Source organism: Arthrobacter sp. E44, assembly GCF_041877125.1.
Taxonomy (GTDB): Bacteria; Actinomycetota; Actinomycetes; order Actinomycetales; family Micrococcaceae; genus Arthrobacter.
The window spans coordinates 1-13,590 of sequence record NZ_JBHDJA010000008.1 but is presented as its reverse complement, the minus strand read 5'-3'; the positions used below and the strand labels follow the sequence as shown (position 1 = coordinate 13,590).

Here is a 13,590-nt window from a genome sequence, read left to right as displayed (position 1 = left end):
GGCCAACCCGGCGCGGCTACCGAGTCTGGGTGCGGGAATCGCGGCCTGGTCATAATCGGTTCAGGCCCCAAGGTCAGCCTGCCCTTACTGGAGCCCGGGACTAAATTACGACATGATTGTGTTGTGTATTCCATGACCAACACCACCGCTGTGCCCGTGGCCGGGCCCGGTCGTGCCGCATCCAGCCCCGTGGCTGATGCCGACGAGCGCACCCGGGACCGGGTCCTCGCTGCCGTCCTGGAACACGGACCGGTCAGCGCCGCCGAACTGGGAGACATGCTGGGCTTCACCCCAGCGGCAGTCCGGCGCCATCTTGACCACCTCTCGCGTGCCGGCGTCATCGAAGTCAAGCGGGTTGCCAAGCCCGGTGCGGGTGCCGGCCGCCCGGCCCGCCGCTACGTCCTCAGTTCCCAGGGCCAGTCAAGCCTTGGCAATGACTACCTGGACATTGCCGCACTGGCGCTTCAGGAGCTGCAGAAGGTTGCCGGCCCGGATGCGGTGCGGGCCTTCGCCGAGGAGCGGTTCGCGGACATGGAGCGCCGGTACGCACCCGAAATCGAACAGGCCGGGCCGGATATCCGCGACCGTGCCATCGCACTTTCAGCCGCACTGAGCCGGGACAACTTCGTCGCTTCCGCCGCAACCATCGAAGCGAAGGCACCGCTTCCGGCGGCGCTGTCCAGCGTGCAGCTCTGCCAGGGCCATTGCCCCATCCAGCAGCTGGCAGCCCGGTTCCCGGTGTTCTGCGACGTCGAGACCGAAGTCTTCTCAAGGCTGGTGGGAGTGGACGTACGCCGGCTCTCCACCCTGGCGCGGGGCGGCCACGTCTGCACCACCCACATACCTACAGGCAGGCTGTCTGCCAAACCGGCGCCCGCGCCGGCGGCAGCCCCCGCCGGCCTGGACGAAGTAATCAACCATCAGCAAGAAAGGCCGTGATGACGGACCAACTATCAGAGAAAGCAGTAGCCGAAAACACTGTGATCTCGGAGATTCTGGAAAAGAATCCCGAGCTCCACGGCATCGGCAACTACGAGTACGGCTGGGCCGACAAGAACGACGTCGGCGCCAATGCACGGCGTGGTCTCGATGAAGAGGTAGTCCGGGACATTTCGGCCAAGAAGAGCGAACCGGAATGGATGCTCGACCTCCGCCTCAAGGGCCTGAAGTACTTCGACCGCAAGCCCATGCCCACCTGGGGTGCAGACCTCTCCGGCATCGACTTCGACAACATCAAGTACTTTGTCCGCTCCACCGAGAAGCAGGCAGCCACCTGGGAAGACCTCCCGGAAGACATCCGCAACACCTACGAGAAGCTGGGCATCCCGGAAGCCGAGCGCAGCCGCCTGGTCTCCGGCGTTGCCGCCCAGTACGAGTCCGAGGTGGTCTACCACCAGATCCGTGAGGACCTCGAGGCCCAGGGCGTCATCTTCCTGGACACCGACACCGCACTGAAGGAACACCCGGAGATTTTCCAGGAGTACTTCGGCACCGTGATCCCCGTGGGCGACAACAAGTTCGCGTCACTGAACACCGCAGTGTGGTCCGGCGGCTCCTTTGTGTACGTGCCCAAGGGCGTCCACGTGGACATCCCGCTGCAGGCCTACTTCCGCATCAACACGGAAAACATGGGCCAGTTCGAGCGCACGCTGATCATCGCCGACGAGGACTCCTACGTCCACTACATCGAAGGCTGCACCGCGCCGATCTACACCTCGGACTCGCTGCACTCCGCCGTCGTGGAGATCATCGTGAAGAAGGGCGCCCGCGTCCGGTACACCACCATCCAGAACTGGTCCAACAACGTGTACAACCTGGTGACCAAGCGCGCTGTCTGCGAAGCCGGCGCCACCATGGAATGGGTGGACGGCAACATCGGCTCCAAGGTCACCATGAAGTACCCGGCCGTCTACCTGGTGGGTGAGCACGCCAAGGGCGAGACCCTGTCCATCGCGTTTGCCGGCGAGGGCCAGCACCAGGACACCGGCTCCAAGATGGTGCACATCGCGCCGAACACCAAGAGCTCCATCATCTCAAAGTCCGTTGCCAGGGGCGGCGGCCGTGCCGCCTACCGCGGCCTGGTCCAGGTCCGCGAAGGCGCCAAGCACTCGGCCAACACCGTGCGCTGCGACGCTCTCCTGGTGGACACCATCTCCCGCTCCGACACCTACCCGTACATCGACATCCGCGAGGACGATGTCCAGTTGGGACACGAGGCCACCGTTTCCCGCGTCAGCGAGGAGCAGCTCTTCTACCTCATGTCCCGCGGCATGCCCGAGGACGAGGCCATGGCCATGATCGTGCGCGGCTTCATCGAGCCGATCGCCCGCGAACTGCCCATGGAATACGCCCTCGAGCTCAACCGCCTCATCGAACTCCAGATGGAAGGATCCGTCGGTTAATGACTGCCGAAGCAACTACCGAAAAGGCGCGCATCGGCGCACCGTCGATCTCCGGTTTCACCGAGGAAGGCGAACACCTCGTCGCCTCCAAGGTTGACCGCCACCACAGCCACGGCACGCAGGTCATGGCCTCCCGCGCCGAGCGGCTCACCAGCCACGACGTGGCCGACTTCGCCCTGCCCAACGGCCGGGAAGAGGAATGGCGCTTCACCCCGGTGCGTGAACTGGCCAACCTGCTGTCGGACGCCCCGTCGGAAGATGGCGTCCTGGACGTTTCCGTCGAGGCGCCCGCCGCCGTCGTGCAGCGGATCCTCGGCGCAGGCGAGGCCCCCCGTGGTGCCACCCTGGTCCCCGCCGACCGTGCCGCCGTCGTCGCTTCCGCCAACGCCGGTGGCGCCCAGCTGATCTCCATCCCGGCCAACGCCGAGCTGGACGCTCCCGTGCGCGTCGTCCTGACCGGCAACGGCGCGGGCCGCCGCAGCAACTCCCACGTGGTGATCGAGGCCGGGGCCAACAGCCGCGGCGTGGTGATCCTGGAGCACGGCGGCATCGCCGACCACAACGGCAACGTCGAGGTCCTGGTCCGCGAGGGCGCCCAGCTGACGGTGGTTTCCGTGCAGCTGTGGGAAGACGACGCCAAGCACCTGGCCCAGCACGACGCCGAGGTTGCCAAGGACGCCGTGTACAAGCACATCGCCGTAACGCTCGGCGGCAAGATCGTCCGCCTGAACTCCAACGTCCGGTTCGCCGGTGAAGGCGCCGAGGCCGAGCTTCTGGGCCTCTACTTCGCCGACGCGGGGCAGCACCTGGAGCACCGCTCCTTCGTGGACCACAACCTGGCCAACTGCAAGTCCAACGTACTGTACAAGGGCGCGCTGCAGGGCAAGGGCGCACACACGGTCTGGGTGGGCGACGTGCTGATCCAGAAGCAGGCTGAAGGCACCGACTCCTACGAGAAGAACCAGAACCTGGTCCTCACCGACGGCTGCCGCGCGGACTCCGTGCCCAACCTGGAGATCGAGACCGGCCTGATCGAGGGTGCCGGCCACGCCAGCGCCACCGGCCGGTTCGACGACGAGCACCTGTTCTACCTGATGGCCCGCGGCATCCCCGAGGATGTTGCCCGCCGCCTGGTGGTTCGCGGCTTCCTCAACGAGGTCATCCAGCAGATCAAGGTCCCGGCCCTCGAAGAGCGCCTGACCGAGGCTGTTGAGCGCGAACTCGCGGCAACCGAGAACTAGGAACGGGCAGGAACGGATGAGCGGCACACCCAAGGGCGAACTGGTCTGCAGCGCCAATGACATTCAGGTCAAGCAGGCGCTGCGGATCCTGATCGACGGCTACCCCGTTGCTGTGGTGCGGGACTCGATGGGCGAGATCCACGCCATCGGCGACACCTGCTCGCACGCGGACATTTCCCTGTCCGAGGGCGACGTGGAAGGCTGCGCCATCGAGTGCTGGGGCCACGGCTCCCAGTTCGACCTGCGCAGCGGCCAGCCGCTGCAGCTCCCCGCCTACGATCCTGTCCCCGTGTTCGCCGTCGAACTCGACGGAGACGACGTCTACGTGGACGTCACCAACGTTTTGAACGGCGCAGCAGTAAACAACTACTGAGCGCCCGCAGCACCAGACTTACGAGCGAAAAAGAAAGAAGAGCATGTCAACTCTTGAGATCAAGGACCTGCACGTCAGCATTGAGACGGAACAGGGCACCAAGGAGATCCTGAAGGGCGTCAGCCTGACCATCAGGACCGGCGAAACCCATGCCATCATGGGCCCCAACGGCTCCGGCAAGTCCACCCTGGCCTCCACCATCGCGGGCCACCCCCGCTACACCGTGACCAGCGGCAGCATCACCCTGGACGGCGAAGACGTGCTGGCCATGAGCGTTGACGAGCGCGCCCGCGCCGGTGTCTTCCTGGCCATGCAGTACCCGGTGGAGGTTCCCGGCGTCACCATGACCAACTTCCTCCGCACCGCCAAGACCGCCATCGATGGCGAAGCACCCAAGCTGCGTACCTGGACCAAGGACGTCAAGGACGCCATGGAAAAGCTGCGCATCGACGCCGACTTCGCCCAGCGCAACGTCAACGAAGGCTTCTCCGGTGGCGAAAAGAAGCGCGTCGAGATCCTCCAGCTGGAACTCTTCAAGCCCAAGTTCGCCGTCCTGGACGAGACCGACTCCGGCCTGGACGTGGATGCGCTGAAGATCGTCTCCGAAGGCGTCAACCGCGCGCACGCCGAGGGCAACATGGGCACGCTGCTCATCACCCACTACACCCGCATCCTGCGCTACATCAAGCCTGAATTCGTGCACGTGTTCGTGGACGGACAGGTTGTCGAGGAAGGCGGCCCCGAACTGGCCGACCGCCTCGAGGAAGAAGGCTACGACCGCTACGCCAAGGGCGCCGGCGCAGCCACCATCGCGGCTGAGGCCGCAGTACAGGCCTAGTAAGGACTCATTGCCATGACCGAAATCACGCCGGGCCGCACGGCCCTGGAGGACGTCGAAGAGGCGCTCAAGGACGTCATCGACCCTGAGCTTGGCGTCAACGTTGTGGACCTGGGCCTGCTGTACGGCCTGAAGTACTCCGACGACGACGGTGCGCTCCTGATCGACATGACGCTCACCACCGCCGCCTGCCCGCTCACCGATGTGCTCGAGGAGCAGGTGGGCCAGGCACTGGACGGCGTCGTGGACGACTGGCGCCTGAACTGGGTATGGATGCCGCCATGGGGTCCGGAGCGGATCACTGACGACGGCAAGGACCAGATGCGGGCCCTCGGCTTCAACATCTAAATAAGTACGACGACGGCGGGTCACCTTTCGCAGGAAAGGTGGCCCGCCGTCGTCGTTGGCTTATCGATTGCTGCGTATCTGTCGTTTTCAGCGATCTAAACGACAAGTGCGGAGCAATCGATGGGGTGAACCGGGGGTTAGAGGGTGGCGGCGGAGAACGTGTCGCACTGCTTGATGTCGCCGGACTGGTAGCCCCGGGTGAACCAGCGCTGGCGTTCCTCGCTGGAGCCGTGGGTCCAGCCTTCGGGGGAGACACGGCCGGTGGCTGCCTTCTGGATCCGGTCATCGCCCACGGAGGCCGCCGCAGAGAGGGCGTCATTCACATCCTGCGGGGTGAGGGGTTCCAGGTAGGGCTGCCCGGTGGCGGGGTCCTTGGTGGTGGAAGCGTACTTGGCCCAGAGTCCGGCATAGCAATCGGCCTGCAGCTCGGTTCGGACGGACCCGGACTCCGGTCCCTGCGGATCCTGCTGCGCGCGTTTCAGGTCACCCAGCAGGTTCTGGACGTGGTGGCCGAATTCGTGCGCCACCACATACTCCTGGGCGAGGGGGCCGCCGGAGGAACCGAACCGGTCCACGAGTTCCTGGAAGAATCCGGGATCGAAGTAGGCGGTGGTGTCCGTCGGGCAGTAGAAGGGACCCACGTCGGAAGTTGCGGGCCCGCAGCCGGTGTTGGTGCTGCCGTTGAAGATCACTGCCTCCGGCCGCGGGTACTGCACCTTGTACTGCTGGAGGTAGCCCGGCCAGAACGCGTTGAGGCTGTTCACGGTGCCGGTGATCCGGCAGTCAAGCCGCGCGTCCGCATCCGCTCCGGTTTTGCAGGCCGGAGCCGTACCCTGTGACTGGCCGGCGGTGCCGCCGTCGGTCAGGCCGCCAAGCATGTTGGGGTTGATGCCCAGCAGGAGCGCAACCAGCAGGACCAGGCCGCCGCCGATTCCGCCGCCGACCTTCACACCGGTACCCATGCCCCTTCGGTCCTGGACCTGGCTGGGATCAAGCTGCGCATTGTCATTGAAACTCATATCGTCACAATACCCGCGGCCCCGCGGCTCAATCCGCGGAGGCCGGTAAAGTTGGTCCGTGCCGTTCCTGAACAAGATCCAGCGCTGGGCTGAGCACCGCCCTCATGACACCGCCGTCGTGGTCGGCGGGCGGCGGCTTGAATGGGCAGGGCTGCGCGATGCTGCCGCCGGTTTGGTGGCGGAGACTAAGTCAGTGACCACGCTCTGCGAAGCCAATTCCGTGGAATTTGCAGTGAAGTTTGCTGCAGCCGTGGCCGGCAGGCGGCAGTGCGCCGTCCTGGATCCGGAATGGCCGGCACCGCTCCAGGAGGACATTGTCCGGCACGTTGAGGCGCACAGCGTTGCGGCGCCGGTATCCCCGGACGACGGTCTTGCTGATGGTCCGCCGGAGTCCACGTTCCTGGTCGGCCTCACATCCGGGACAACCTCCGTGCCCAAGGCCTTTACCCGCTCCCGGCAGTCCTGGCAGCAGTCTTTCGATGCCTCGATTGAGTTCTTCGGCCTTCGCCAGGATGACGTCACCCTTGCCCCGGGGCCGCTGGCGGCCAGCCTCAATCTCTACGCGCTGGCCGAGTGCCTCTACGCCGGTTCCGAGTTCCAGACGCTGGAGACGTTCGACGTCGGCGACGTCCACGCTGCCATCACGCACGACCGCGTCACCCGGCTTGTCCTGGTGCCCACCATGCTGAGGATGCTCAGCGAGCGCGGCCTGACGGGATGCGTGGACGCTTCGGGGATCCGCACCATCATTTGCGCCGGTTCGAAGCTGGACGCCCGCACGCTGGAGGCCGCCCGGCGCTGGGCCCCGAATGCCACCATCTACGAGTACTACGGCGCCTCCGAGCTGAGTTTCGTATCCGGTCTCGGACTGGCACCCGGCCAGGCTGCAGCCCCCGGCGGAACCGGAATCGGACGGCCCTTCCCCGGCGTCGAGGTCCGGGTCCTGGCGGACGACGGGACCCAGGTCCTGGATGGCGGATACGGCAACATCTGCGTTCGCAGCGGCATGGTGAGCAACGGCTACCTGTGGGGCGACGACGGCCAGGCCCTCCGGTCCTTCGGCCGCTGGTACACCGTGGGGGACCAGGGCTATCTCGAGGACGGGGAACTGCACATCCTGGGCCGCCGCGCCGACATGATCCTCACCGCCGGGCGGAACGTGTACCCCCAGGAGGTGGAACTGGCACTGGCCGCGGTTCCCGGTGTGGCCGCAGCCCTCGCCGCCGGGATGCCGGACGACCTGCGCGGCCAGCGGGTGGTGGCGGGCGTGGTTCCGTCCCACGGCGGGATCACCGCCACCCAGCTGCGGGCCGGGCTGGAGGACCTCCTGTCCCGGCACAAGCGGCCCCTTCAGTACTACCTCCTGCCCGAGCTGCCCACGACGGACCGGGGCAAGGTCAGCCGGAGCCTGTTGCTGGAGTGGATCAATTCCCGGGACCCCAGGGCGCGGCCCCTTGCCGGCTGAGCTGCTGCCGCCGGCGCGCCAGCCGGTCATCATCGCAGCCCGCCGGACGCCGGTGTGCCCCGTCAACGGTGCGTTGCGGAGCCTGCGCGCCCACGAACTGCTGGCGCCGGTGCTCCGGGCGCTGGTTGCCGAGGTCGCCGTGGATCCCGCCACCGTCTCCGATGTCGTCATCGGCAACGCAGTAGGCGGCGGCGGCAACGTGGCCCGGCTGGCCCTGCTCGAGGCCGGACTCCCGGTCAGTGTCCCCGGGATCACCGTCGACCGGCAGTGCGGTTCCGGGCTGGACGCCATTGTCCTCGCCGGCCGGTTGGTCGCAGCAGGCGGCAGCCCGCTTTACCTGGCCGGGGGAGTGGAGAGCACCAGCACCGCACCACTACGGGCCCACAGGACGGACGACGGCGGCGCGGACTTTTACCGCCGCGCCCAGTTTGTGCCGGCAAGCTTTGGCGATCCGGACATGGGCGTCGCGGCGGAAACGGTGGCGCAGGAATACGGCGTCGGCAGGGAGCGGCAGGACGCCTTCGCGCTGGCAAGCCATCGGAAAGCCCTTGCGGCAATCCAGGACGGCCGCTTTGCCGGCGAAATCGTCCCGCTGGCCACGGCCGCAGGCACGGTCTCCTGCGACAGTGGCCCCCGCCGCGGCCTCACCCCGGCCGTCATGCGACGGTTCCCGCCCGCCTTCGTGCCCGGAGGAACTGTCACCGCCGGGAACTCCTGCTTCGACGCGGATGGTGCCTCCGCCGTCGTTATGACGTCCCTGGAGCGTGCCCGCCAAGTGGGGGCACGCGACGGGCTGTTGGTGCGTGGCACCGCAACCGCCGGCGTCGAGCCCCGGGTGCTGGGGATCGGTGCTGTGCGGGCGGCCGGTGGGCTGCTCGCGGAGGCCGGTGTGACCGCAGAATACGTGGACCTGGTGGAGTTCAATGAGGCCTTCGCGTCCCAGACCCTCGCGTGCCTGGACCAGCTGGGAATCGACCCGGACCGGGCCAACCTCGATGGCGGGGCGCTGGCGCTGGGGCACGCCTATGGTGCCTCGGGGGCGGTGCTGGTGACCCGGCTGCTCGCCCAGGCGCGGAGGGCAGGAACACCGGGAGCCCTGGGACTGGCGATGATAAGCATGGCGGGCGGAATGGGGACGGCCGCACTGCTGGAGTACCGGCGCCTCTAGGCCGGCTCTAGTCCTCGGCTTCGCCCAGGCCACGGGCCGCGAGCGCTTCACCCGTTTGGCGTGCGTATGCCACCGAGGTGATGAAGACGGGCAGGACCAGGGCCCGCGGATTGCGCTCCAGGCCGCGGGCCTTGGCGGAGTCACGGACGTCGGCGAAGGTGCCGGCGATGAACGGGATGCTGCGGAGCATGATGCCAATGGTCAGGGCAAAGCGCTCCGGATCCGCGCCGAACCTGGTGAAGGGACGGGCAGCCCGGACCACGCCGTCGAGGAGCCGCTGAATGGGCGTGGTGGCGGTGAGCAGGGACGCGGCCACCACGCAGAGCAGAATGTTCAACACGATCCGCCCCGCCGTGGGTCCGCCGAGTTGCCACCACTGGAAGAGACCAATCACCAACAGCACGGGGGCAAGCGGCCGGATTGCTCGCCAGAGCCTTTTCACTCCGGCTCCGGACGCCAAAAAGAGAACGCACAGCGCAGCCAATACGGCTGCGGAGATGCGCCAGTCCACAATGATGAAGGACACAAGGCCGCAGGCTACGACAAGGAGGAACTTCAATGCCAGCGGTGCCCGGTGCAGAAGCGAATCGCCGGGCACATAGTTGGCAAGGAGGAAGCCGTGGCCCCTCACGGAACATCCCGCCCTGCATTGAGTCCCGCCACGCACCATGAACGGTAGGCGGCCACGGCGTCGGCTGGGGCGCCGTCGAATGCCACCCGTCCATCCTCGATCACCAGGACCCGGTCCATGTCCAAGGCCAGTTCGAGGTCGTGGGTGGACAGGATAATCTGCTGGTCCAGGCCTGCCAGCGTCCTGCGGAGCAGCTCGCGGTTGCGCAGGTCCAGGAGGGTGGAGGGCTCGTCCAGGACCAGCACTTTAGGGTCGACGGCCAGCACGGCGGCGAGCGCCATGAGCTGCCGTTCGCCGCCGGACAGTTCGTAGATGCTCTGGTCCGCCAGGTGCAGCAGGCCCAGCCTTTGCAGTGCGGCTTCGGCCTGGCTGCGCCGCTCGGCCGCGTTCCGGACGGATCGGCGCAGGGACAGTTCCACGTCCTCGCGGCCTGTGGGCATCACCAGCTGGGACAACGGGTCGGTGAAGACGAACCCCACGTTGCGCCGGACTTTCCGGACGGCACGGACTGTGTCGTCGCCGTCGACCGTTACCGCCCCTGTGGTGGGCTGGATGAGGCCGTTGACCAGGCGCAGCAGGGTAGATTTCCCGGAACCGTTGGCACCGATGATCCCGATCCGTGCTTCCTCCAGCCGGAGGTCCACCGGGTGAAGGAGCACCTTGGGGTGCGGGGAGTCTTCCCTTTCGACGGCGACGGACGCCTGGGCGAAGGTGACGGCGGGCATGGCGGCCTAGGCGCTCTCAGCGGGCAGGGCACGGCGACGGACGCGGCGCACCAGGACATCCGGGAAGGCCCGGTGAAGGGCGACGGCGATGGCGGCTGCCAGGACATTCTTGATGATGTCTCCCGGGTAGAAAACGAGGTCGCTCATGAAGGCCTGCTCCAGGGTTGCCTTGGAGTTCATTGCGATGCCGATGACGCCCAGCGTGTGCACGAAGACGATGCTCGTGGCGGTGGCGGAGAGGAAGAACCACAGGGCGCGGGCGTTGGTGGTGCGCCGGATCACCAGGGTGGCCAGCCATCCAACGACGAAGGCGGCGATGGGGAAGGCCATGATGTACCCGGCAGAGGGCCCGGCGAGGATGGCCAGGCCGCTGCGGCCCTGGCTGAAGATGGGCAGGCCGGCCAGGCCAAGGAGCGTGTAAAGGCCGACGGCGGCGAACCCCCGGGCGGGGCCAAGCACCAGTCCGGTGAGCATCACCGCCAGGGTCTGGAAGGTGATGGGGACACCGAAGCCGTTCAGGGCGAGCCCGGGCACCAGGGCGGCGGCGGCGACCAGGGCGGCGAAGACGGCGATCAGCCCGAGGTCTGTGCCGTTCCAGCGGCGGCGGGCTTGGCCTGTGTTCTTGGTGGTGGTATCGACGGTGCTCATGGGGTTCCTGTCGGGGTTGTACAAGCGGAATCTAATGTACAGCCGACGCTACCGCCGCGGAGCAGGGTCCATTTTGTAGGGGTTCCACTAACCGGGAGGGTTGCTGCTTTTGGGGTGGGCACAACTTCCATGCGAAGTGGCTGGAATGCCTTACACCTCTCGCAGCGGCCAACCATCACTTGGGCGGCGTTGGCAATGCTCTTTGGACGGCCCGGTAAATCGTCGAGCGGGCAACGCCGAATAGCTCGGCAATCTCAGCGGTTGTATGCGCCCCGCCTTGGTAGAGACTTACGACGTGTGCTTCCTGGGCTTTTGAAAGCTTCGGAGGTTTCCCTCGCAGCCGGCCCTTGGCTTTTGCCACTGCCATTCCTTCACGAGTCCTGGCGCGGATCAGGTCGGATTCGAACTCGGCAATCATGCCCAGGATATTGAACATCAGCTTCCCCACCGGATCATTGGGGTTATAGACGCTCCCGCCAAGGTCGAGCGCAACCCCCTTACGGGTGAGCTCGTCCGCGATGTCCCGGGCGTCGGACAGCGAGCGAGCGAGGCGATCAAGTTTGGTGACCACAAGGGTATCTCCCCTGCGGCAGGCGGCCAGGGCCTTGCCGAGGCCGGGCCGGTCGCGTTGGGTTCCGGTGAATCCCTGATCGACATAGATAACTTCAGGATCCACCCCAGCCGCTGCAAGAGCGTCGCGCTGTGCGGTCAGATCCTGGGCGTTGGTGGAGACTCGGGCGTACCCGATAAGCATGCCGTCAATTGTAGCGTTTAGGACTCCATTACCGGGCAGTACGAGGGGCGGGGTTTACGGGAATCCCGGAACCTCGGCGCGCTGCGAATTTTGGACGCCCCTAAAAGCGTCCGGACTGCGGCGCGTGGGGGACCGGCTTGCGGGCAGCCACAATATGATCAATTGGTGACCGCTCGAATCCGCTTCGCGACATCGGCTGACTACCCGGCAGTGGAGACGATCGAGAATGCTGCCGATCGGCTTCTCATTGATTGGCTGTTTCCTGATCGATGGCCGCCCGCCCCATCTGGGGGTTCAAGAGCGTCAGAGCCCGGATACGTCCTAGTCACCGAAGCCACAGACACAGGCGCTGTCGTGGGTTTCGTGCACGTTATCGAGTCAGGGAAGATTGCTCACCTTGAGCAACTTTCGGTCTTGCCCGAGTATGGTCGTCGCGGATACGGCCGCCTGCTGATCAATGCCGCGAAGGAAGAAGCCCGCGAACGTGGGCATAGACGGCTGACCCTGCGTACCTATGCCGATGTCCCTTGGAACGCGCCTTTCTACTCGCGGGCCGGTTTTGTGGAGGAGGACCCTTCGACTGACTTCCACCGGAAACTGGTCCGTCTTGAAGACAGCCTTGATCTCACCAGGTACGGTCGCCGCGTACAGATGGTCGCTGTGCTGAAGTAGTTCCCTTCTATCCGTATAGCAATGAGTGATCCTTACCGGCGCGGTCGAAATGGCCAATGAGTTTCATAGGTGTGCGGAACTGCGACGACTTGCACCTCGTCCTCGTAGACGATCCTGCCGGGGTTACGGGTGCGAAGGGCCGTCCAGGGGATGTCGTATCGGTCTAGTAGGTCTAGGTACGTCGTAGTCATATTGAGAAGTTGCGTAGATTCAGCCTTGAACCAAGACCTGGCGCCAGGGTTGAGTTCAGAGTTGTAGCAATCCGCTGCCACGGTTGTCGGGTCCACATGAGTCGCGGAGGCGTTGGCGTTGGCTATCCGCAGCCATTGCCTATCTGCTTCATTCAGAAGCCCCTCATTTCCAAGACCATTGGCCATCGCGAACACGCCTGGGAATCGCCCGCGACGGTTAGGGACGGCACTTTGATAGCGAATGAACTCACCCATGCAATGAGGGTACGCAGTCGGCCACCGTTAGCTCATCAGTCTCAAGGAAGGACCGGCTTACGGCTTTGCCTCCAAAATTCTGTGCGTTTGTAGGCTGTGGGAATGGAACAGCGAACAGAGGTCATACTCGTGCATGGGTTGTGGCACCAGCCGGCGCATTTTGACCGGCTCGCGGACGAGCTTCGGAGGCAGGGCGTCACTGTCCATGTTCCCCTTCTGCACCGTGGTTCGCTGGCCGCCGACTCTGCTGCCGTGCAGGAGGTCGTGGACGCATGTGCGGACCAGCCCGTTGTCTTAGGACACTCCTACGGGGGCTCAGTGATTACCGGATTGGAGCGGGTCGGTCATCTCGTCTATCTCGCTGCCTTCGTACCCGCTGCAGGTGAAAGCGGGGCGCTGCTGGGAGGCGCCGGCGCACTCGTTAACCATGCTGTGCAGCAGAATGACGACGGGACAACCAGCATCAAGCCAGAGATGGCCGGCGACGTACTCTACGCCGACTGCACTGCTGCTGAAAGCGCCTGGGCCACCTCGCTACTCGTGCGACAACGGCCAGGGCACGGCCGCGGAGTACCTGAACACATTGCGTGGGACAGCATCGAAACCACGTACATCCTCTGCGAAGAAGACAAGGCGCTGGATCCTGGCATCCAGAAGCGCATGGCCCGCAGATGCGGCACAACGGTTAGCATGGCGTCGAGCCACTCACCGTTCATCAGCAGCCCGGCGGAGCTAGCTGGGGACTGCTGAAGGTTTAGTTGACAGCTGGGGTTGATAATTTCTTACGCGGCTGAGGCCGCGTTTTTTATTGTCTCAAACTCGATGGGTGTCAGCCGGCCGAGGGCGCGTTGACGGCGTTT

16 protein-coding genes are annotated in these 13,590 nt (G+C 65.5%); 10 read left to right on the top strand and 6 right to left on the bottom strand.

The annotated features are described in order from the left end of the window. Nucleotides 1-132 precede the first annotated feature (132 nt). Genes ACETK3_RS08870 through ACETK3_RS08845 form a run of 6 tightly spaced genes read left to right on the top strand, consistent with a single transcriptional unit; the run spans nucleotide 133 to nucleotide 5,202 of the window. Complete coding sequence (locus ACETK3_RS08870; RefSeq protein ID WP_236802641.1) at nucleotides 133-939, top strand: metalloregulator ArsR/SmtB family transcription factor; 807 nt, start codon at nucleotides 133-135, stop codon at nucleotides 937-939. Continuing rightward, on the top strand, nucleotides 939-2,402 hold the full coding sequence (gene sufB, locus ACETK3_RS08865) for a Fe-S cluster assembly protein SufB (protein ID WP_043454764.1): 1,464 nt from the start codon (nucleotides 939-941) through the stop codon (nucleotides 2,400-2,402). Before ACETK3_RS08870 ends, sufB begins: the two co-directional genes overlap by 1 nt. Next, entirely contained in the window at nucleotides 2,402-3,643 is a 1,242-nt protein-coding gene (gene sufD / locus ACETK3_RS08860) for a Fe-S cluster assembly protein SufD (RefSeq protein WP_236802643.1), read from the top strand. The genes sufB and sufD overlap by 1 nt, the downstream gene beginning before the upstream one ends. Nucleotides 3,644-3,659: 16 nt before the next feature. Further along, nucleotides 3,660-4,016 (top strand): non-heme iron oxygenase ferredoxin subunit, encoded by a 357-nt coding sequence (locus ACETK3_RS08855; protein ID WP_142133896.1) that lies wholly within the window; start codon nucleotides 3,660-3,662, stop codon nucleotides 4,014-4,016. Nucleotides 4,017-4,059: 43 nt separating this feature from the next. Beyond that, a complete protein-coding gene (sufC, locus tag ACETK3_RS08850) occupies nucleotides 4,060-4,854 on the top strand; it encodes a Fe-S cluster assembly ATPase SufC (RefSeq protein WP_236802645.1) in 795 nt (264 codons plus the stop codon). A 15-nt stretch (nucleotides 4,855-4,869) separates the two neighbouring features. Then, a complete protein-coding gene (locus ACETK3_RS08845; RefSeq protein WP_058267279.1) occupies nucleotides 4,870-5,202 on the top strand; it encodes a metal-sulfur cluster assembly factor in 333 nt (110 codons plus the stop codon). Nucleotides 5,203-5,339: 137 nt separating this feature from the next. Here ACETK3_RS08845 and ACETK3_RS08840 read toward each other — a convergent pair whose 3' ends face one another. Continuing rightward, the gene (locus tag ACETK3_RS08840; RefSeq protein WP_237430409.1) at nucleotides 5,340-6,221 is read right to left on the bottom strand and encodes a neutral zinc metallopeptidase; all 882 of its coding nucleotides are present in this window, start codon (nucleotides 6,219-6,221) and stop codon (nucleotides 5,340-5,342) included. A gap of 58 nt (nucleotides 6,222-6,279) precedes the next feature. On the opposite strand from ACETK3_RS08840, the gene ACETK3_RS08835 reads away from it, so the two are divergent. Together ACETK3_RS08835 and ACETK3_RS08830 are read left to right on the top strand one after the other, a co-directional pair. Continuing rightward, nucleotides 6,280-7,686 carry a class I adenylate-forming enzyme family protein gene (locus ACETK3_RS08835; RefSeq protein WP_306970110.1) on the top strand — a complete coding sequence of 469 codons (1,407 nt, stop codon included), beginning with the start codon at nucleotides 6,280-6,282 and terminating at the stop codon, nucleotides 7,684-7,686. Next, nucleotides 7,676-8,854 carry a thiolase family protein gene (locus ACETK3_RS08830; RefSeq protein WP_306970108.1) on the top strand — a complete coding sequence of 393 codons (1,179 nt, stop codon included), beginning with the start codon at nucleotides 7,676-7,678 and terminating at the stop codon, nucleotides 8,852-8,854. Before ACETK3_RS08835 ends, ACETK3_RS08830 begins: the two co-directional genes overlap by 11 nt. A gap of 7 nt (nucleotides 8,855-8,861) precedes the next feature. On the opposite strand, the gene ACETK3_RS08825 is transcribed toward ACETK3_RS08830, so the two are convergent. From ACETK3_RS08825 to ACETK3_RS08810, 4 genes are all read right to left on the bottom strand, one after another. Continuing rightward, nucleotides 8,862-9,485, bottom strand: a complete 624-nt coding sequence (locus ACETK3_RS08825) for an energy-coupling factor transporter transmembrane protein EcfT (protein ID WP_236802652.1) — start codon at nucleotides 9,483-9,485, stop codon at nucleotides 8,862-8,864. Continuing rightward, a complete protein-coding gene (locus ACETK3_RS08820; protein ID WP_306970103.1) occupies nucleotides 9,482-10,210 on the bottom strand; it encodes an energy-coupling factor ABC transporter ATP-binding protein in 729 nt (242 codons plus the stop codon). Before ACETK3_RS08820 ends, ACETK3_RS08825 begins: the two co-directional genes overlap by 4 nt. A 6-nt stretch (nucleotides 10,211-10,216) precedes the next feature. After that, entirely contained in the window at nucleotides 10,217-10,858 is a 642-nt protein-coding gene (locus ACETK3_RS08815; protein ID WP_306970101.1) for a biotin transporter BioY, read from the bottom strand. Between the two features lie 175 nt (nucleotides 10,859-11,033). Continuing rightward, complete coding sequence (locus tag ACETK3_RS08810) at nucleotides 11,034-11,612, bottom strand: recombinase family protein (protein ID WP_373462183.1); 579 nt, start codon at nucleotides 11,610-11,612, stop codon at nucleotides 11,034-11,036. A 165-nt stretch (nucleotides 11,613-11,777) separates the two neighbouring features. Between ACETK3_RS08810 and ACETK3_RS08805 the strand changes: the two genes are divergently transcribed. Further along, the gene (locus ACETK3_RS08805) at nucleotides 11,778-12,284 is read left to right on the top strand and encodes a GNAT family N-acetyltransferase (protein ID WP_237430415.1); all 507 of its coding nucleotides are present in this window, start codon (nucleotides 11,778-11,780) and stop codon (nucleotides 12,282-12,284) included. A 32-nt stretch (nucleotides 12,285-12,316) separates the two neighbouring features. Here the strand turns inward: ACETK3_RS08805 and ACETK3_RS08800 are convergent, their stop codons facing one another. Further along, the gene (locus ACETK3_RS08800) at nucleotides 12,317-12,730 is read right to left on the bottom strand and encodes a hypothetical protein (RefSeq protein WP_373992761.1); all 414 of its coding nucleotides are present in this window, start codon (nucleotides 12,728-12,730) and stop codon (nucleotides 12,317-12,319) included. A gap of 102 nt (nucleotides 12,731-12,832) precedes the next feature. Between ACETK3_RS08800 and ACETK3_RS08795 the strand changes: the two genes are divergently transcribed. Then, the gene (locus ACETK3_RS08795) at nucleotides 12,833-13,480 is read left to right on the top strand and encodes an alpha/beta hydrolase (RefSeq protein WP_373992760.1); all 648 of its coding nucleotides are present in this window, start codon (nucleotides 12,833-12,835) and stop codon (nucleotides 13,478-13,480) included. Nucleotides 13,481-13,590 lie beyond the last annotated feature (110 nt).